We start from the raw sequence: 19,487 nt of genomic DNA on the forward strand, positions 1-19,487 counted from the left end.
AAAATTAATTTTTGGCGAAAAAAAAGTACTTCTATAAAGAAATACTTTTTTCAACTCCTTTTTTACAGTTCTTCTTCATAAAACCGACCCAAAATCTGGACATTTTCCGCAATACTAACAAAGGCTTTTGGATCGGCTTCTTTCATAGCACTGCGCAGCATCGGCAGTTCAAAGCGTGTGACTACCGTCAGCAAAACCGTTTGTTTGTCATGCTTGTAGGCTCCTTCGGCTTCATTGATGATGGTAATGCCTCGCCGCATATGTTTTTGGATCGTTTGAATGACTTCTTCTGGGTTGCGAGTGATGATCGTCACCTGCATTTTCTTTTGCTTCGTAAAGACCGCATCCGTCACTTTTCCACTGACAAAAATCGCGATTGCACTATACAACGCATATTGCCAGCCAAACAAGATTCCGGCGGCGAACAAAATAACAATGTTAAAGAAAATCGATATCGAGCCGATCGTCTTCCCTGTCCGTTTGCGGATGGCAATGCTGACAAAATCCAGCCCTCCGGAAGAAAGACCATTCTTCAAGGCATAGCCGATCCCCACTCCATTGATGGCACCACCGAAAATCGCACAGATCATCGGGTCCGTCGTGACGGTTTCTTCTGGCAAAATTTGCACGAATAAGGATGTCAATAAAACAGTGATTCCAGTAAAGATCGTAAATTTGTGGCCGATCTTAAACCAGCCAAGAAAAAATAATGGCACATTCAACAATAATAGCGCAAGGGATAAGGGGATATAAAACCCGATCCATTCTCTTGAGATCGTAGTAATGATCTGAGCGACACCGGTAATGCCGCTGGAATAAATATTGCCCGGCTGATAGAAAAAATTGACCGCAATCGATGCCAGCAGTGCGTACACGATCGAGAATGAAAGTTTGTTGGCATATTCCGGATGAGGGAGCCATTTAAACAGAGGAGTCATTGCATTTCATAGCCTCACTTTTTTGATTTGCCTTTATTATACTTCAGCACATAAAAAAAGAAACGAGCAATGAAAGAAATGGGTGAATTCTCATGAACTTTTTTCATTCATTCACCAATTTCTATTTCATCACTCATTTCATCATGGGTTTAACGCTTATTCGTTTTCTTCAACCGTTGTTACATCAATGCTCAAGTCAAACAGTTGCATTGGCGAAACGGTACTTGGCGCTTGTGACATTGGATCAGCCGCTTTCCCATTTTTAGGGAAGGCAATGACTTCGCGAATGTTTTCTTCACCAGCCAAGAGCATGACTAATCGGTCTAACCCAAGGGCGATGCCGCCATGTGGTGGGAAACCATAATCCAAAGCATCCAATAAGAAGCCAAATTGATTTTGCATCTCGCGACGTGAGAAGCCTAGCGCTTCAAACATTTGCTCTTGCACTTCCCGTGTATGGATACGCAATGATCCGCCACCTAGCTCGTAACCGTTTAGCACGATATCGTAAGCTTGCGCATAGACTTTTGAAGGGTCTGTCGTTAACAACGGCAGATCGCTTTCTTTTGGCAATGTGAACGGATGGTGAGCAGAAACATAGCGACCTGCTTCTTCATCGTATTCAAATTGCGGCCAGTCAGTAACCCATAGGAAGTTGAATTTGCTCTCGTCGATCAAGCCTAATTCTTTTCCTAATTTATTACGGATCGCACCTAACGTCGCTGAAACGATCTCAAAGGAATCGGCACCAAACATCAGAATATCGCCAACTTCCGCATTGGCTGCTGCAATAATCGCGTCGGTTGCTTCCGTCAAGAATTTAGCGATAGGTCCTTTCAATCCATCTTCTTCAACTTTGACCCATGCCAATCCTTTGGCACCAAATTGGCCAGCGTAATGGCCTAGATTGTCCATGTCTTTTCTTGAGTATTTGTCTGCAGCCCCTTTGGCATTCAAGACTTTCACAACGCCGCCTTTTTCAAGAGCCATTTGGAAGACTTTAAAATCAACGTCTTTCACAACTTCTGATAAGTCGATAAGCTCCATGTCAAACCGTGTATCTGGTTTGTCACTGCCGTAGCGTCCCATTGCCTCATCATAGGTCATCCGTGGGAATGGCAAGGTAACTTCGATGCCTTTGACTTCTCGCATCACTTTTGCCAATAGCTCTTCCGTATAGGTTTGGATTTCTTCTGCCGTCAAGAAAGAGGTTTCGATATCGACTTGGGTAAATTCTGGTTGACGGTCGCCCCGCAAATCTTCGTCACGGAAGCAACGTACGATTTGATAGTAGCGATCGAAGCCGGCGCCCATCAATAACTGTTTAAAAATTTGTGGTGATTGCGGCAACGCATAGAAATGACCTGGATAGATCCGTGAAGGAACCAAATAATCCCGCGCGCCCTCTGGTGTTGATTTTCCTAGATAAGGTGTTTCGATATCCAAGAACTCGTTCGTGTCTAAGAAATTGCGGATCACTTGCGTCGTTTTCGCCCGCATCACGATGTTGTTCGTCATTTTTGGACGACGCAAGTCTAAATAACGGTATTTCATGCGAATCTCGTCGCCAACGGTTTGATCATCTTCAATCAAAAAGGCTGGTGTTTTTGCAGTGTTTAAAATCGTGATTTCGCTGATCATCACTTCATAGGCACCTGTCACCATTTTCGGATTGATGGCTTCTGGTGCACGATTGATGACTTGACCCGTTACTTCTAATACATATTCGCTGCGGCATTTGTCCGCGATTTCCCAGGCTTCTTTCGAAACCTCAGGATTGAAGACGATTTGCACGATCCCTTCCCGGTCGCGTAAGTCAATAAAAATCACGCCACCTAAGTCACGGCGCTTTTGCACCCAGCCTTTTAGTGTCACTGTCTGGTTTAAATGGGTCTCATTTACTAACCCGCAATATACTGTACGTTTTGTCATTCTTTTTCTCCTCACTCAAACATTTTGGTTGTCATTTCATCGTAGATCTCATCGAAGCGGGCATAAAGATCCGCTAACGGAAATTGTTTTTCTTCACGGCTTGCCATGGATTTGATATTGATCACTTGTTCTGCTAATTCTGTTTCGCCTAGAGTCAGAACCAACCGTGCCCCTTGTTTATCAGCAGATTTGAACTGGGCTTTGGCTTTACGATCCATGAAATCACGATCGGCAGAAAAGCCGAAATTACGAATCGCTTGCACGACTTTCAGCGCTTCTAAATTGGTTTCTTGTCCCAGACCAACCACATACGCATCTAACTCATTCAAAGCAGGAATCACAACTTCTTCGGCTTCCATAGTGATCAATAAACGTTCGATCCCCAAAGCAAAACCAAAACCAGGTGTTTCTGGTCCACCTAGCTCTTCCACTAAATGATTGTAACGACCGCCGGCACAGATGGTGGCTTGCGCCCCCATTTTTGGTGCATCACTCATGATCTCAAAAATCGTGTGGGTATAATAATCCAGACCACGCACCATATTCGAATCGACCTCATAAGGGATCTCCAACGCATCCAGCATACTCGTTACGGTTTCAAAATGTGCCTTGGCATCTGGCGTTAAGTAGTCTAAGATCGATGGCGCATCTGCCACAAATTTTTGGTCTCGCTTGTCTTTGCTGTCAAGAACCCGCAAAGGATTCTCATGCAAGCGGCGTTTTGAATCCTCACTAAGCTCCGCTTCATGGGGCGCTAGATAATCGATCAACGCTTGACGATAGTTTTGGCGTGTCTCTTTGTCACCTAATGAATTGATGACCAAGCGCAATTGACTAAGTCCTAATTGACGATAAAAATCCATTGCCATCGCCATTGTCTCAACATCGGTCGCTGGATTTGCTGAACCGAAAACTTCGACACCGATTTGGTGGAATTGACGCAAACGGCCTTTTTGCGGACGTTCATAACGGAACATTGGTCCCATGTAAAACACTTTATAAGGCTTCGTATGTTCTGGTCCGAATAGTTTGTTTTCGACATAAGAACGAGCGATCGGTGCGGTGCCTTCTGGACGCAACGTCACATGCCGCTCTCCTTTATCGTAAAAATCATACATTTCTTTTGAAACGATATCCGTTGTGTCACCGACACTGCGGGCAATCACTTCAAAGTGCTCAAAAATCGGTGTCCGAATCTCGTTGAATTGGTAATCGCGAAACACTAAACGTGCTGTTTCTTCCACAAATTGCCATTTTTCGGATTCTCCTGGCAAAATATCGTTGGTTCCTTTTGGACGTTGGTAACTCATCGTATGCATCCTCCTATTTGTTTCATGGTTGCCCATGTTCTTTGCTTTCATTGCTTGTTTGCTTATTCACCTATTGCTTGTTACTCATTGATGTGGGTGGGTTGTTCTCGTGTTTGGCTTTTGGGTTATTGCGCTTTTAGTGGTTGGTTGCTGCTGGTCATCATCTATTCTGTCTTGCTCCAAAAGACAATCCCAGTGATTCCTAGTATGGTTACTACGCTCCCTGTGGTCGCCTAGTACTGTTCATCATCTATTCTGTCTTGCTCCGCAAGCCAATCATAGTGATTCACAGCAAAAAACTCGCCCTTGTTTTTTTATACAAGGGCGAGTTTTGATTACACGCGGTACCACCTAAATTCGAGAAATGTTCTTCTCCTCTCGATTAACGCTCGGTCACGGAACAGCTTTTCTTCTGTTCATCTCCAGATTGTCTTTCCTTTACACGTCCTAAACTGCTTTCAGCCGGGGCAGTTTTCTCTTTTAAGGAATAGAATAAAGTACTCGATCCTTCACTGATTTTTGATATTATCTATAAACTACAAGAAAGCTATGAAAAAGTCAAGGTGTTTCACTGTCTTTTTCACTCCGCTGCTTTCCAGTAGCGTTTTCTCTAGTGATCAACGCAAAGAAGTTCTCCTTCTGTTTGCTTTTCTTTCTTTTTGCGTTATGCTGAATAACGAAGGTTTTGTTTCTATGAAAGGAGCTGTTTTTATGTCTTTATATTCAGGCTATATCCGTCAACCACACTACTATGAGACCGATCAAATGGCGATCATCCATCACGCCAATTATATCCGCTGGTTTGAAGAGGCCCGCGTGGAATTACTGGCGTTTTTGGATTTACCATATCATACCATCGAAGAAGCTGGCTTGATCGTTCCTGTGCTGGAAGTCAGTGCGCAATACAAAACGATGATTCGTTACGAAGATGAGGTGCGAATCGATGTTTTGGTCGACAAATATACGGGCACGCGTTTGGATTTTCGCTATGAGATCTACAAAACTAGCGATGGTCAGTTGGCTACGACAGGGACTTCAAAGCATTGTTTTTTAGCAAAAGAGACCAATCGCATCGTGCAGCTGAAGCGTAGTTTTCCTGAAATCCATCAACGATTTGCTGATTATGCTGCCCTGTCAGGAGAATAATCAATTCTGATCACTTATTTAAGTCAAAATCCTTGCTTTTTGAAACGGCTTTCGTATAATCAAAAGTAATTTCAGGGAAGGATGATGGCGATGTACGTGATTAAAGTTTTGCATGGTTACATTGGCAAAGATGGTCGTCGCACTCGTGAAAAAATTCCAGACAAGTTATGGGTCTTTGAAGATCGGAAGCAGTCCGAAGCATTTGCAGATAAAATTGGTGGTCGCGTCAAACCGTTAACTGAAGTCAAACAGCATACGTAAAGAAATAAGCCGTTATCGTCTTTTGCGCATAGACGATAGCGGCTTATCTTTTTTACTGCGTAAAAGGATTAGTCATCCAATTCTGTTTCAAGTACTTCACCTGTTTGGGCATTGATTTTCACATCTGTTTGTTTGTTGCCATCTTCTACTTTGACTTCCCAATAGGTTACATTCATTTCTTTGTCTAAGGACCAATCTGTTGCTTGACCACCGCCAGCTTCTTTCACGGCGATATCAGAAATTTCTTCCAATGAAAGCAAGTTGGTTAGGTCCAATTGATCGGCATCTTTTTTGACACCGTTTTGTTCATCGGTATCCAATTTTTCCGTTCTTTCTTCAGAAGTTTCTTTGGTTTCTGCATCGATCTTTAATTCAAACTCATTCGTGTCATCCACGCCTTCTACTTGGTAGAAGTAATTGCCAAAAGAAGTATCCAAATCAATCGAAGTGATCGCTGCATCTGGGTATTTGTCTTGGAATATTTGGATCGCTTCTTCTACGGTCACCGTAGGTAAGCCGCCATTGGCGATCGCTGCACTGCTTGAAGAGCTGTCTGTTGCTTGTGACGACGTTGTTTCACTCGATGAGGCAACTGCTGTGCTTGAGCTGCTGTTTTGCGCAGGTTCTGAATTTCCCGTGTTGTTTTGTGTACATCCTGCCAATAATCCTAATGCGGCAATTCCGAATAAAATAGTTGTTTTTTTCATGTTTCATTCCTCCAATTGTTTGTGTATTCCTTTTTTCTATATATTTAGAATAACAAGTTCCCAAAGAAAAAGAATCAAAATTGCTTGAAGAAAATCTAAAAAAATCTTCATCTTTCTCTTTCATTTGGAAAGGCAAGTTTAAAGATACTGCCTTGCGGTTGATTGTCTATCACGGTGATTTTGGCATGATATTTGTCTGCCAGCTGTTTTACCAGTGAAAGCCCAATGCCTGAACCGGCAATCTGGCTAGAACGAGAATCTTCTACCCGATAGAACCGTTCAAAAATCAAGGCTTTCTTGTCATCGGGAATCCCAATGCCAAAATCGGCGACGGTTAAAGACAACTGCCTTTGCTCTTGTGTCAAGGTCACATGAATCGGCTGATCAACAGGCGAATACTTCGCGGCATTTTCTAACAGGTTTTGGATGATTTGCTGGAAGTCACGTTTATGTCCTCGCTTCATACATTGGTTCTCCACAAAATATTCAATCGATTGCGGAACGATCGTCGCTTGTTTTTCACACTCTTCTCGGACGATCTGGGAAACATTAACAAGGGTCATTTCTTCTTGGGATTGATTTTTTTCTAGGTCTAGCAATTGATTGCTCAATGTTTCCAAACGCTTCGACTCTTTGTCAATAAATGCCATCGAGGAAGGAATGACTTCGGGATGTTTGGTTCCACGCCGCTGGATCAATTGGACATGTCCGCGAATCGCAGCCAAAGGTGTGCGCAGCTCATGGGAAGCATCGGCAACGAATCGTTTTTCCCGTTCGATCGTCTCACGCTGTTCTTTCAACAATTTATTGAAAGCCAAGGCCACCGAACGAATCTCGATGGGTTCTTCAGACACTGACAATTCTCCTTGTCGGCTTTGTTCAATGGCAGCAATTTCTTGCGCCATGCCGGTAAGTTTCTGACTCCATTTCCCGACACTCCAATAAATCAGCAGGCTGCCAATCACAACAGCGATCAGATTCAAGAAACTGCTGATCATAAAGAGACCATAGGCTAATTCCACACTATCCTCCCCATTGATAGCGATCGTCACCTGATCCCCATCGACTTCTTGGGTTTTCGTGTAATAGATGCCATCCTCTGTAAAAACGATGTCTTCGAGAAATGGCATCACTCGTCCTTGATTGATATCGGCAAAAATCTCTTCCGCATCTTCTGATGAAACGACACTGCCATCGGCTAAGATCACTTGCAGGGCGTCTTCTTCATCTGCCGAAACATAGGCATTGACGAGAGTGTCCCAGGTATCCCCTGATGCCTCGCCTTTTTCGATGGCTTCAAGAATGTTGCTGGCACGATTTTCGATATGTTCAAACAAATAACCTACGGATAATAAAATAAACAGCAGATTGAAGAGAATCAGCAGACCAAAGAGTATCAAGGAAAAGCGGCTCGTCAATTGAAACTGGGCTGTTTTTCTACGTTGGTTGACTGACTTATTCTTCATGGTCGGTCCTCAAGACATAGCCTAATCCTCGAACGGTTGCGATCATTTTGCCTTTGCCGCAAACATCCAGCTTGTTCCGCAGTGTACGGATATAGACATCTACAACATTCGTTTGACCGTCGTATTCATAACCCCAAATCTCATTCAATAGGTCATCTCTGGTTTTGACGACTTCCGGCTCTTTCATTAATTCATATAAAATCCCAAACTCTTTGGGCGTCAACTCAATGGTTTCACCGGCAACCTGAACCAAGTGCTTGGCGATGTCCATCATCAACTCCCCCGCCACTAATTGGTTTTGCTGGTTCTTTTGTTGTTTGGCTTCTCTTTGCAGCCGCCGCTCGATCACGCGAATTCTGGCAAACAGTTCTTCGATTTCAAAAGGTTTCGTTAAATAATCATCTAACCCAACATCAAGCCCCGTCACCACATCGGCGGTTTGATTTCTGGCGGTCATCATCAAAATCGGGATGTCGCTTTCTTTGCGTATCCGCCGCGCCACTGTGATGCCATCATAGATTGGCAGCATCCAATCCAATAAAATCAGATCAAAAGCATTTGCTTGCTGATTGAACAAGGTCAATGCCTCTTGCCCATCTTTGGCCCAGACCGTGTCATATCCCTCAAAAGTCAATTCGGTCTGGATAAAACTGGCTAAACTTTCTTCGTCTTCTACTAGCAAGATCTTCAAAGTCATATGCGCTCCTCCTCTGGTTTTGCTTCTATCATAACGGATTTTTTCAAAACTTCCTAACTGATTGAAAGAAAAAAAACATGAAGATTTTTTCATGTTCGACCAAAAAAAGACGGCATGAACCAAGGTTCACTCCGTCTTTCAGTTATTCCATATTTTTTGCCAGCTGATACGTGCCAACAAGTTCTCCTTTTTCGAGTTGAATCATGTAAGGACATGTTTCAGCTAAAAACTCACGATCATGACTGATCACGGCTAATAAATCAACTTCTTTGGCAACTATTCGCAACAGTTTTGCGACTTCTTCCATTTGCTGCAAATCTAACCCACTCGTTGGTTCATCGAAAAACAACAAGCGTTTACCAGAAAGCAGGGCACTGCCGATGGCAACTCGTTGTTTTTCCCCACCCGACAAGCTTTGCGGATGTCGGGCAAGGAGTGGTGTTAAGTGCAACAATGAGACAATTTCTTCAAAGCGAGCTGGGTTTTGGGCTTTGATCAGCAACTCTTTTTCCACCGTTTCAAAAAACAGTTGCAAGTTGACATCCTGCATCACAAGAAAGCTTTCCTGCAGCAGCTGCTTTTGGGTCCGCTTTTGTCCATTGATGGCAAATACTGCTTCTGGGCATTTTTTCAATCCTGACAGGACTTGCACCAACGTACTTTTGCCAGCACCATTTGGTCCAACGATCCCCACAGCTTGCTTCGTCGGCAATTGTAGTTCAGGCAAGTTAAGCGCCCAATTTCTGCTGTTTGCTGAGCGTTTCGATTGCTTGATCTGCAGATGCGTTGCCCTTAATCCAGACTTTTCTGGCAAAGATTCTCGGCAGTGCTGAGTTTCCAATGCCGCCTCGCCTACTTTTCGCAATCCCAACTCGTGAATTGCCTCCTCGGGCAGTGACAAAAGCTGAGCTGCTGGATAAGACGCCCGCAATCGTCCTGCTTCTAATAGACAGAAGCGATCTGCCAGTGGCGCCAAATACGCCAAGCGGTGTTCGGCAATCACAATGGTTTTCCCTTGTTGTTTTAAAGAAGCCAATCCTTGAGTCAACTTTTGGATCGCTTCTTGATCCAAATTACTGGAAGGCTCATCCAATAGGAACACATCATGGGGCAACATCGTGGCTGCCGCGAGGGCAATCAGCTGCTTCTCCCCACCAGATAGGTCAAAGACACTAGCATCAAGCAACGGGGTTAGGGAAAACTGCTGGGCTACTTCGGTGATTCGCTGCCGAATGTTTTCTGGGGCGACGCCCGCATTTTCCATCGAAAAAGCCAACTCCGAATAGACATCCGTGGTGAAAAATTGCGTCCTGGGGTTTTGAAAGACGACGCCAATCGTCTGGGCATAATGGGAGAAATCGGCAACTGGCAAGTCTGTTTCTCCGACACGGATCTTCCCTTGCACTTCGGCAGGATACAGCTCAGGGATCAAGCCATTCAAAACATTGAGCAGGGTCGATTTGCCGCTGCCACTAGCGCCGCACAAAACGATGACTTCCCCAGCTGCGACCATCAAAGAGAGCTCAGATAATACGGTTCGATTTTCTCGCTTCACTGACACTTGTTCTAATCTGATCATCCAAGCCACATCCTTTTCACGATAAAGCCGCCTAATGCTAAAAAGACCAAGCCATCCCACCAGCGCAGCTTCAGTTCGTGGACGGTGGTATGGGGATTTTCTGATGCTAGCCCGCGAACGAGGGCCGTAGCCGACAGTTCGGTTGCGGTCTTTTCAGCCGACATCAGTAATGGGATCAAAAAATACTCCGCACTTTGCAGCGGATGAAGCAAGATCGATCCTGCGGACAGCGAGATGCCGCGAAAGCGCATCGCTTGGCGAATACTTTTGAAATCTTGTACCAGTGTGGGGAAAAAACGAAATAAGACTGCCAACGGGACTAATAATACATTGGGCACGTGCATTTTTTGCAACGCCGCCATCCACTCACTGTTCTTCGTCCCACTAATGGCAAAAGCCGCCGCCATGATCGTTGGCAATAAGCGGCGATAACCGACGGAAAAGAAATCCAGCAACACGATGAGTAGGTGGTTTCCTTGGCGAAACAAAAAACTATCTGCCAGTGTCAGCAAGACAAACACGCCATAGAACAGCAGGCCTTTTTTCCAAAAGCCGCTGACTAAAAATAGCAGCAGCAAGAACGTGACAAAGACAAACTCATCGATCCAGCTAATGGACACCATCATAGTAAAACTAGCAAAGAGAATCACCGCCAATTTGCTGCGGGGATCAAACCTTGTTTTCGACACATTCCTCACCCTTTATGCGATTGGATCGTTGGTTGAAAATGTTTTTCCATCAAGCGGCTACCAATGCCTAAACCAGCCACCGCACCAATCAAAACGGCCAATGCACAAAGCCCCAACATCACATTGGAGGTATGAGCAAACACACCGGCAATGTAGGTTTCATCTTTTCCGCGAGCCACTAATGAATCGATGTAGGCATTTTTCATAAACCACAGGGGCAAGATCGGGCCCATCAAGCCAAAACTAAAGACGATATAACTCGCCAGTACGCGAACGTTCTCTTTGAGCTTTGTTTTGTATTGAATCAAATCAGCTGTTAAGGCACAAATCATATTGGGCAAAAAGGCCAATGGAAAATGTCCTGAAATCAAAAAAAAGAGCCCTACCACGGTACCCATAATGGTGATTGCGCCAAATTTCGGTACTTTATTCAATAAAATCAGATAGATAATGCCAGAAAACAAAGCGGTGACTGCTGGAATAAATAAATTATGAAAACCTGGGATCACAAAACGCAAAATCAATAGACAGACGCTCATTAAAAGAAAATAGATCGCTGTATAGATCCCCACTGCAATTAAATCTTGAACCTTTAGTTTTTTCACTGCGTATACGCTCCTTCTTGCAAGCAATCAATGAAAAAACCGTTGCTGCTTGCTTGTACAAACTTATTTTTACAAAGCCTCAGTATAGCACAAAGCAGACGTTTTTATGGGGAGATATGCTTATCAACAGTCGATTTTCTTCTAGAACAGAACCAACAAACAGACGTGACTTCTGAATGGCTCCATTTCAACACACAGGGACCTTTAAAGATCCACTAATGGAAAAATGATGCTTTCACACGCTTAGTTGTTTTCTCCTCTTCCCATCTTTGCGAAATTAATGAATAATAGATAAAGACAAACATTAAAAATCAGCACATGCTCTTCATCATTTTCTTTATTAAGAAACCAGCAGGTGCTTCTAAAAAAAAACAATAAGAAAGCTGACTGTCGCTTATTCGTTGAAGAAAATCGACGCTGTACTGCTGTGTAAAAAGCATAAACCCAACTGTAAAAACATTTTGACACTTGATTTCAAGGCATTGTCAAAGACATTTGATCGTTAGAACGCAGACATTGTCCTACACTAATGGTAGAAGGAGCGGATAAAATGAACTTAAGCAAACAAATAAAAAAACATCGGGAACGATTAAGTCTCTCTCAGGAAGGGCTGGCAGAAAAACTCTATGTCTCCCGACAAACGATCTCAAATTGGGAGAATGAAAAAAGTTATCCTGATGTTCACAACTTATTATTGCTCAGTGTTCTATTTGATGTTTCTTTAGATGAATTAGTCAAAGGGGATGTTGAACAAATGAAAGAAACGATTGAGAAAACAGCAATGGATCACTACACGAAAATAATGTTGGTCTTTACATTGTTGGCCGCATTATCTGTTGGGCCTGCTCTCTTTTTACCAGGACACTGGTGGATTGCCCCGCCTCTATGTTTTTGGCTCGTCTCCATGTATGCCGCATTGAAGATCGAAAAAATCAAGAAAACCCAAAATATCAAAACGTATAAAGAGATCGTTGCCTTCATGGAAAATCAAGACCTCGATGCCATTAGGAAAAAGCGGGACATCAAAAAAGATTTCCTCTCAAAAACAGTCATCGTCTTGGTCTTTGCCTTGATTGTCGGCATGCTTGCATGGCTTAGTACACTGCCGCATTTACTGATGCGCTGATCAAAACACAGGTTGAAGCTGCTTTTATGATGAAGCCGCTTCAACCTGTGTTTTTTTCAATTCAATGATCTCATCCGCATAAATCAAATTTTTCGGGCGATGGGTGATCATAATGACTAGTTTATTTTTCAATTGGTCTTTGATCGCTGCAAAAAGCTTTTCTTCTGTTGTTTCGTCTAAAGCAGAGGTGGCTTCATCAAGGACAATGACTTCTGCGTTTGTGAAAAACAATCGGGCAAAAGCGATCCGCTGTTTTTCCCCACCAGAAAGGTTGGCTCCTTTTTCTCCAATTTCAGCAGACAGTCCTCCCTTGAGTGCCTGATAGAATGCGCCTAATTGACATTTTTCTAATACCGCTATGATTTCCTCGTCTGCGATTTCCTTATCAAAAATGATATTTTCTTTCAGCGTTCCTTGGAATATTGGCGCATCTTGCGATAGATAAAAGACATGCTGATAGTAATCATTTAAGTTGTAAGCAGCCAAATTTTTGTGATTGATCAGAACTGCACCGGTCGTCGGCTGATACAAGCCTAAAATCGTTTTGATCAGCGTTGATTTTCCTGCGCCGCTTTCTCCTACTAACCCATAAATCGCTCCCCGCTTCAGCTCCAGTGTGCTATCGGTTAAGATTTTCTTTTCTTGAAGTATGACGGATAGATCCTTAACTGTGATATAGTTGATGGTCTCAGACAATGGATCTCCTTGTGTTAATGCTTTGTCCTCTGGCAGATAAAAAAATTCATTTAACCGTGCAAAGGCAACTTTATCTAAGCTGTATTGAACAAAAATCACGTTAAATATTGCAACAGGCGTATAGATTCGATCCACATAAATAATCAGTGCTGCTAAACCGCCCAAGCTGACTGTAATCTGATTTGTGAATGCCAATACCACAATTGCTACTTTGATCAATGCGACTAAAACTGCAAAAAAACCAAAGAAAAACTCATGGATCATCGTCATTTTCGTCAAACGTTCTGTTGTGTCAGCAGACATATTTTTATATTGTGCGATCTCTTTTTCAAACCGTTTATTGATCCGAAACGTGACCATTTCCGTTAATCCGCGGATAAAGGTGCTGTTCATGGCTTCTTCTGAAACTAGCGCACGTTCTTTGAGAGAGCGTAAAACTTTCAAAAGCAAATTGGTCACGATAAACACCACTAGATAGCCCACAAGGATCGCTGGAATCAACCTTTTATCGATCATAGCAATAAAAGCTAAGTTAAACAGTGTTTCGGGAAGCAATTCTTTAAACAAGCGTCCATAAAAATTCAAATGGATATTTCTGCCAGCCGCTGCTCCTGCTTCGGTTTTCTGTAAGAGTGCTCCAGAGCCGATTTGTAAGTATTCGGAATAGGCAATCTTGCTGATTTTTACTAAAGCTTGTTCTTTGAGATAGAAATACATGCTGTTGTGCAATTTTGTTTTTGGTTTCTGCTCGAGATAGGACAAGAGCGGTACCAGTACAAGCGTTAACCCATAGATAAAAACAACTGACCAATCAAATGTCTTGCCAAATGAATCGAGTAATTTTTGAAAATAAAAGACATTCGCAGCACTCAAAAATGAGACCGCAATTCCAATCCCAATATATACCGTCAATCCTTTTTTAAAATGCCGCCATAAATCAATCGCCATCGTAAGCTCCTTTTGCTGCAGTGTTCGTGAAAAAGTCGTGAGATAAATAAAATAACCGCTTTCAAAAGTATAATCTATTTTTCGCTTAATGGAAAGAACCGTATGAAAGATAGTGAGAAACCATTCCTCGGTCATCGAGAAAAACAAAAAAACCCCGCTCAAAGAGCGGGGCTAACGTTGTTGCCAACGATTGATTATTTGTTTAAAGCGTCTTTTGCTTGGTCAGCTAGAAAATAGCTTTAACAGGATTCAATAGTATTCAAAACAAGCTGACAAAACAAGTTTTTAAAACATAGTAATTTACTAGAACTTGACTCAATTTAAATTTATTCTGGGTCAAATCTGGGTCAAAATTCTTCATCTAGCGTGGGGCAAACGTCCGCTCAATTATTGGGCGGATTTTTTTATTATATAAGCATTAAAAAGTTAAAAAAAATTCGAATAGTTTTTCAAATCGACAAGTCATAGAGTAAAAGATTCTTTGTGAAGAATTCAATATTACAGCTTCGATATTAAATACATACTACTATTTGGCGAACATATAAAATTTATGTTTAATATACCATAACTGGTATATTAGTCACAGCCTTGCAACGAGCGCTTAATAACAATCAATTTCCTTGGTAAACAAATGACTTGCTAAGGCGAGCTTGTACATAAATATATTCATATTACTTGCAGTAATTTAGTTTATGCTATAAATTAGTAATTGCGTGCAATACTTTAAGAAGAGTAGTTAGGCGGTGAAAACTTGGGGAAGTGCGCCTAATACTCTTCTTCTTTATTTTATCATTATTTCAACGTAATAGAAATTATTGATTAGAAAATCGTCACAAATTGGTTGAATTTAATTAATAAAAGGTGTACAGGGATTATAAATGCTTGTCATAGGGCATTATCCATTCTCAATATATTTGCAAAACTACATAGCACCGCCAAACCATTTCATTGTATTTTAAAACGTGTTAAGTGTTTGTGGGTCAATGTGTGGGTCAATAATTCTCATTGCGCGTGGGGCGCTTACTTTAAATTGTTATTAAGTTCTGTTTCATTTACATATTTCCACAAATCAAATTTCTTTAAGTTACTTTCTATATCTTTTACCCATTTAGCTGATCTTTTTATATCTGACTTATTCTTAGACTCTTTATAATTAACTAAGGTAAAGACACATACTTGTTCCGGAGTAGCTACTGTCTCTTTTATTTTTTCCTGATACTCTGAAAAAAAATCGTCAAACTCTTTATATAACCTCATTGCTGTTTCCTCCATTATTTTTTTCTCTATTAAGATATTCTAAATAATTATTACAATAAATTTTTATCTCCTCACCATTTTCATTTAACCCAGAAAAGAATATTTTTAAAGGTATTGTAGTATCTATTTTCTCAAATGTTGAAAAATTTGTATCTGTTTTTAAATCTAAAATTTTTGTTTCTCCAGGAGATAAGCTGATAAACAAACATTCATTTTTTTCAAACTCTATTCCGTATTTACTACCATTATAAATTTTCCCATTTGAATCAATAAAATTTATTCTTAAATCATAAAGAGATTTGTAATAATCAGATGGATTATATAGTCTAATTTTCGTATTAAGATCTAAGTATTTATAGTTAGTATATACCCCCTCACCCACATTCGGGTCATAGACCATAATATTGGGAAAATTAAATATAGTATTAAAAAAATTACCAGTAATATTTTTGTTTGACTTCTTATCCCTCGCTAACCAAAGAGAAACAAAAACTGCAGCTAATGTAGACCCTGCGCTTATCCATTCAATAGCTCTACCATCTATTTTATAATCAATAACAAAAAATATCACAACAAATATGCCGCCTATCATCCCAAATAGAAAGTTTTTCATGTTTTTCTTCAAAGTTAACATCCTCGCTACAAATATTTATATGATTCATTTAATCTAACCAACTTTTTTCTTTCAGGATATCCGCAAAATTTTCTTCTAAAAATTCTAATGTTTTTGATTTCAAAAAAAGATACTTGTCATTGCCCTCCCCCGGGTAATACACAAACCCTTCAGATGATTTTGAAATGTCGATTCTATTTCTATATCTAGGATTTTTTAAAACTTTCTGACTAAACCAATCATATTTTCTATTTATGCGATCAAGCACTTCTTTTAACGTCATCCACCGACCTAAACTATCCGCTCGAAGCAACTCTTCATACTCAACCTTAGAAATGATTACATAATCTTCTGGTACAAGTATTTTCGCTTCTAAAAATTGTTGCATAAAAGCTCCCTCTTTCTGATCGAATGACTGTAATATATTATTCTAGAAACAATTCTGGTCTAACCTTTTTAAAATAGAATGGTCTTCTTACTATAAAGTCAACTGCCGAATTCCCAGTTAATACCTTTACGTTGTTATGCTCGTTACTAACATTCTCTTTGTTGTCAAAGAATTTATTTTTGTACTCTGTAGTAACTTCTATACAGCTCCCTTTAACTACCATCTTTGTTTGAAAAACTTCATTTTTACTATAGCCTTTACGCGGCTCATATTCGTGGCTAATTCCATCGAAATCACCATTTTCCAATGCTCTTAAAATTGCCGATCTATCCATTCGGTTCCTCCTTGTATTTCTTTACTTTCTCAATTACATAATACCTCTTTACACATACGTAATTCAAACTTTATTTGCAAAAAAAAAGACACCCAGCCGATAAGCTAGGTGCCTTGTATTTAACCTCCCACACCGGCAAGTGCTTGTTTGCTTGCACGGTAAAATTTACGGTTCATTTTATTTAATTCACTTGGGTTATTCGCATCGACATTGCCAATGTGGATATGTTGTTCCACTTTAGAAGGCTGTACTTTGCCGCCAATACCTTTGCGTTTTTCTTCATCAGATAAAGGTGTAACAGTCGTTTTACCATTTTTGTTTGAAAGTAATTCTGGTCCAGCTTCACCGACAATTGCTTGTCCATTTAATACATGTCCGCCTTCTGCTAAATAAGGAATCGTGGATATACTAAACCCTTTTCCGCCAACACCAGGAACCCATTTTGGAATTTTAATGTTGTTTAGTCCACCAAGAAATGCATTGATCAATCCAATCATTGTGTTTAGTGGTGCTTTAGCCATAGCAGCAATCATATCAAAGATACCACCGAAAATGTTTACAACGCCGTTCCAAGCTCGTTCCCAATCACCTGTAAATATTCCGGTTATAAAATCTATAAATCCGGTGAAAATTCTCTTACCAGCATCGAAAAAGTTTTGGAAATTTTGAATGATTCCTCCAAAAATATTGCTAATGTATCCGCCCATAAAATTAAATACTTCTACCGCTATATCAGAAACACCTTGGAAGAATGCATTCACACCGTTCCTAAACCATTCAACATTGTTATAAGCCCAAACTAGCCCAGCGACTAATGCGGCTATCGCTATTACAGCTACGGCAAACCATCCACCAGATAATCCGAATAATTTGCCTAGCCCACTCCACACAGTGGCCAGATCTTTAACCCCAGCGGTGATCTTAGTAACGGAACTCATAAGCGTTCCTATAACAACCAAAGCAGGTCCGATTACTGCAGCTATACCAGTGAGTGTAATAATCCAGTTCTTAGTACCTTGATCGAGAGAATCCCACCAGCCTTTAAAACTCTTCAAAGCATCGATCGCCATTTCAAAGAAAGGTAATAAGCTGATTTGGACGGATTCACCTACGTCTGCTAAAGCGAATTTTGCATTGTTCATCGCACGATTAGCAGCGTCAATAGGATCTTCCGTTTCTGCAAATGTATCAGCCACTGCACCGCCGCTTTCTTTTGCTACTTTTGCTAAATCATCCAAGGTGAACGTTCCTCGTTTGATTGCGTCAACCATTTTATCTGAACCTTTTCCAAATACTTCATTAGCAATTCTCAAGGCTTCTGTTTCGTCTTTGGCATTTAGAATCGAATCGATTGTTCCCTTTAATCCGTCTTGTAGCGATAGATTGTCTTTGGCGTAAACAACTGAAGCTTTAGACATCTTGCTTAACATTGTGCTTGAATCAACCCCAGCTTGCTCAAATTTACCAATTAAGGTCACCCCTTCATCGAAACTCAATCCTAATTGTTTGATTTGAGGTGCACCATCAATCGCCTTCTTCATAAGGTCATCAACTGATTGGCCAGTGTTCTGGGAAGTTTTGGTAGTAACATCCAATACATCGTTTAAATCATCGTAGGATAGTTCATAAGCTTCGATTGATTGTCTAGCATAAATTGCTGCTTGCGAGACATCCGTATTATTGATATCGGCATATTTCAATAGGTAGTCTGTTGAATCTTCAAGTTTTTTGTCCATGAATCCAAATTGAGTATTGACTTCACCAATTGCTTCTCCGACTGTTTGTAGTTCTAAGTGAGTATTTGAGCCAACGTTTTCAAACGAGGTAGACAAACGATCAGCAACATCGCCTGTTGCGCCTGTCTTTTGTATAATAGTGTCCATAGCTTCATCAACTTCTGAAAATGCGGCTAAACCAGCTGCTCCAACTGCCATAATCGGCGCTGTAACGCCTACAGTCATTTTCTTGCCAACGCCCGCAACCTTTTCGCCAGCTTCTTCGATTTTTTGTAACTTTTTGGCTGTATCAATAGATACATCACCTTGTTCTTTTAATGCTTCATTTGTTTCATCCAAGGCGGCTTTTAATTTGTTTTGTCCAGTTTCGGATTCAAGCATTTTCTTATAGAGTTTTTCAGATTCTGCTGAGTACTTGCCGGTTTCTTCAACCGATTTTTCATATTGTTCCCGCAAAAGTTGAGTACGCTTTTCAGCAAGCGTCAACTGGGTTTCTAATTTCTTTTTGGTAACTGTCAACTTCTCAGTTGCAGTCGCATTTTTATCCATAGCAGACATCTGGTTATTGAATTCAGTTACTGCTAAGTTCATTTCACGATTGATTCCCTTGATCGTTTTAGAGTAATTGACTTCTCCATTTGTCTTGAAATTCAAGACAACATCGGTTTCTCTTACACTTCCTGCCATATTTTACTCTCATCTCCTTTGCATTTTCTGTCTTCTGATCGCAAGAAATTCGTCTTGCCTATTCTTCATTTCTTGCATTAATTTATCGTATTTCACACCATCTACTTCATTGCTTTCCTGAAATTCATTTATTAGGAACTCACAAATTTCCATTCTTTTAGAAAGCAAAGAAAAATAGCTTTTAATATACTCTCGATTAGAACTGTTCTTCTTCTGAATCAGTCTTAATTCTCGCTCGATCGCTTTTAACTTTCGAAGTAATTCTTTGTAATTTAAAATTGAATCAAAAGAGTTTCCCAAGTCTGTTTTTACTGTGTGTTGATACCAAATGTTATCCGCCTTATCCCTCAAATATTCTAATCTATCCATTTT

Annotated in this window: 20 protein-coding genes and 1 other annotated feature; of the genes, 4 read left to right on the forward strand and 16 right to left on the reverse strand. The window is 40.9% G+C overall.

Translation table 11 applies throughout. The features are described from left to right. Window positions 1-62: 62 nt before the first annotated feature. The 3 genes from IGJ42_RS13865 to hisS all read right to left on the reverse strand — a co-directional run bounded on the left by IGJ42_RS13865 (window position 63) and on the right by hisS (window position 4,180). Window positions 63-938, reverse strand: a complete 876-nt coding sequence (locus tag IGJ42_RS13865) for a YitT family protein (protein ID WP_005233887.1) — start codon at window positions 936-938, stop codon at window positions 63-65. A gap of 156 nt (window positions 939-1,094) precedes the next feature. Further along, a complete protein-coding gene (gene aspS / locus IGJ42_RS13870) occupies window positions 1,095-2,870 on the reverse strand; it encodes an aspartate--tRNA ligase (RefSeq protein ID WP_008379543.1) in 1,776 nt (591 codons plus the stop codon). Window positions 2,871-2,881: 11 nt separating this feature from the next. Beyond that, window positions 2,882-4,180, reverse strand: a complete 1,299-nt coding sequence (hisS, locus tag IGJ42_RS13875; RefSeq protein WP_034872142.1) for a histidine--tRNA ligase — start codon at window positions 4,178-4,180, stop codon at window positions 2,882-2,884. Window positions 4,181-4,497: 317 nt separating this feature from the next. After that, window positions 4,498-4,702 (reverse strand) — a binding site (T-box leader). Window positions 4,703-4,891: 189 nt separating this feature from the next. Between hisS and IGJ42_RS13880 the strand changes: the two genes are divergently transcribed. Together IGJ42_RS13880 and IGJ42_RS13885 are read left to right on the forward strand one after the other, a co-directional pair. Continuing rightward, window positions 4,892-5,326 carry an acyl-CoA thioesterase gene (locus tag IGJ42_RS13880; RefSeq protein ID WP_008379539.1) on the forward strand — a complete coding sequence of 145 codons (435 nt, stop codon included), beginning with the start codon at window positions 4,892-4,894 and terminating at the stop codon, window positions 5,324-5,326. 90 nt (window positions 5,327-5,416) lie between these two features. Beyond that, a complete protein-coding gene (locus IGJ42_RS13885; protein WP_008379536.1) occupies window positions 5,417-5,587 on the forward strand; it encodes a hypothetical protein in 171 nt (56 codons plus the stop codon). Window positions 5,588-5,655: 68 nt separating this feature from the next. Here IGJ42_RS13885 and IGJ42_RS13890 read toward each other — a convergent pair whose 3' ends face one another. The 6 genes from IGJ42_RS13890 to IGJ42_RS13915 form a co-directional block, all read right to left on the reverse strand. Beyond that, window positions 5,656-6,294 carry a PepSY domain-containing protein gene (locus IGJ42_RS13890; RefSeq protein WP_086316576.1) on the reverse strand — a complete coding sequence of 213 codons (639 nt, stop codon included), beginning with the start codon at window positions 6,292-6,294 and terminating at the stop codon, window positions 5,656-5,658. Between the two features lie 107 nt (window positions 6,295-6,401). Continuing rightward, the gene (locus IGJ42_RS13895; RefSeq protein ID WP_005233878.1) at window positions 6,402-7,760 is read right to left on the reverse strand and encodes a sensor histidine kinase; all 1,359 of its coding nucleotides are present in this window, start codon (window positions 7,758-7,760) and stop codon (window positions 6,402-6,404) included. Beyond that, window positions 7,750-8,457 (reverse strand): response regulator transcription factor, encoded by a 708-nt coding sequence (locus IGJ42_RS13900; RefSeq protein WP_042890652.1) that lies wholly within the window; start codon window positions 8,455-8,457, stop codon window positions 7,750-7,752. The genes IGJ42_RS13895 and IGJ42_RS13900 overlap by 11 nt, the downstream gene beginning before the upstream one ends. A 142-nt stretch (window positions 8,458-8,599) precedes the next feature. Next, window positions 8,600-10,036, reverse strand: coding sequence for an ABC transporter ATP-binding protein (locus IGJ42_RS13905; RefSeq protein ID WP_429946797.1), 1,437 nt, complete (start codon window positions 10,034-10,036; stop codon window positions 8,600-8,602). Then, window positions 10,033-10,734, reverse strand: coding sequence for an energy-coupling factor transporter transmembrane component T (locus tag IGJ42_RS13910; RefSeq protein WP_429946798.1), 702 nt, complete (start codon window positions 10,732-10,734; stop codon window positions 10,033-10,035). The genes IGJ42_RS13905 and IGJ42_RS13910 overlap by 4 nt, the downstream gene beginning before the upstream one ends. Then, window positions 10,731-11,330, reverse strand: coding sequence for an MptD family putative ECF transporter S component (locus tag IGJ42_RS13915; RefSeq protein ID WP_005233871.1), 600 nt, complete (start codon window positions 11,328-11,330; stop codon window positions 10,731-10,733). The genes IGJ42_RS13910 and IGJ42_RS13915 overlap by 4 nt, the downstream gene beginning before the upstream one ends. A gap of 550 nt (window positions 11,331-11,880) precedes the next feature. Here IGJ42_RS13915 and IGJ42_RS13920 point away from each other — a divergent pair. Further along, window positions 11,881-12,456, forward strand: coding sequence for a helix-turn-helix transcriptional regulator (locus tag IGJ42_RS13920; protein ID WP_034872143.1), 576 nt, complete (start codon window positions 11,881-11,883; stop codon window positions 12,454-12,456). Window positions 12,457-12,480: 24 nt separating this feature from the next. Here the strand turns inward: IGJ42_RS13920 and IGJ42_RS13925 are convergent, their stop codons facing one another. Next, entirely contained in the window at window positions 12,481-14,100 is a 1,620-nt protein-coding gene (locus IGJ42_RS13925; RefSeq protein ID WP_429946800.1) for an ABC transporter ATP-binding protein, read from the reverse strand. Window positions 14,101-14,202: 102 nt separating this feature from the next. Between IGJ42_RS13925 and IGJ42_RS13930 the strand changes: the two genes are divergently transcribed. Continuing rightward, on the forward strand, window positions 14,203-14,337 hold the full coding sequence (locus IGJ42_RS13930; protein ID WP_303047152.1) for a hypothetical protein: 135 nt from the start codon (window positions 14,203-14,205) through the stop codon (window positions 14,335-14,337). Between the two features lie 783 nt (window positions 14,338-15,120). Here IGJ42_RS13930 and IGJ42_RS13935 read toward each other — a convergent pair. From IGJ42_RS13935 to IGJ42_RS13960, 6 genes are all read right to left on the reverse strand, one after another. Beyond that, entirely contained in the window at window positions 15,121-15,357 is a 237-nt protein-coding gene (locus tag IGJ42_RS13935) for a hypothetical protein (RefSeq protein ID WP_325815904.1), read from the reverse strand. Continuing rightward, entirely contained in the window at window positions 15,344-15,982 is a 639-nt protein-coding gene (locus IGJ42_RS13940) for a hypothetical protein (RefSeq protein ID WP_430615757.1), read from the reverse strand. The genes IGJ42_RS13935 and IGJ42_RS13940 overlap by 14 nt, the downstream gene beginning before the upstream one ends. A 37-nt stretch (window positions 15,983-16,019) precedes the next feature. After that, window positions 16,020-16,358: a DUF771 domain-containing protein gene (locus IGJ42_RS13945; protein WP_430615758.1), complete on the reverse strand. Its 339-nt coding sequence runs from the start codon at window positions 16,356-16,358 to the stop codon at window positions 16,020-16,022. A 37-nt stretch (window positions 16,359-16,395) separates the two neighbouring features. Next, window positions 16,396-16,692, reverse strand: a complete 297-nt coding sequence (locus tag IGJ42_RS13950; RefSeq protein ID WP_428254729.1) for a hypothetical protein — start codon at window positions 16,690-16,692, stop codon at window positions 16,396-16,398. Window positions 16,693-16,811: 119 nt separating this feature from the next. Then, complete coding sequence (locus IGJ42_RS13955; RefSeq protein WP_430615760.1) at window positions 16,812-19,115, reverse strand: phage tail tape measure protein; 2,304 nt, start codon at window positions 19,113-19,115, stop codon at window positions 16,812-16,814. A 9-nt stretch (window positions 19,116-19,124) separates the two neighbouring features. Beyond that, complete coding sequence (locus IGJ42_RS13960; protein ID WP_430615761.1) at window positions 19,125-19,484, reverse strand: hypothetical protein; 360 nt, start codon at window positions 19,482-19,484, stop codon at window positions 19,125-19,127. Window positions 19,485-19,487: the final 3 nt, after the last annotated feature.

Origin of the sequence: Enterococcus sp. DIV1067f (assembly GCF_050543505.1) — a bacterium.
Taxonomy (GTDB): domain Bacteria; phylum Bacillota; class Bacilli; order Lactobacillales; family Enterococcaceae; genus Enterococcus_D; species Enterococcus_D entomosocium.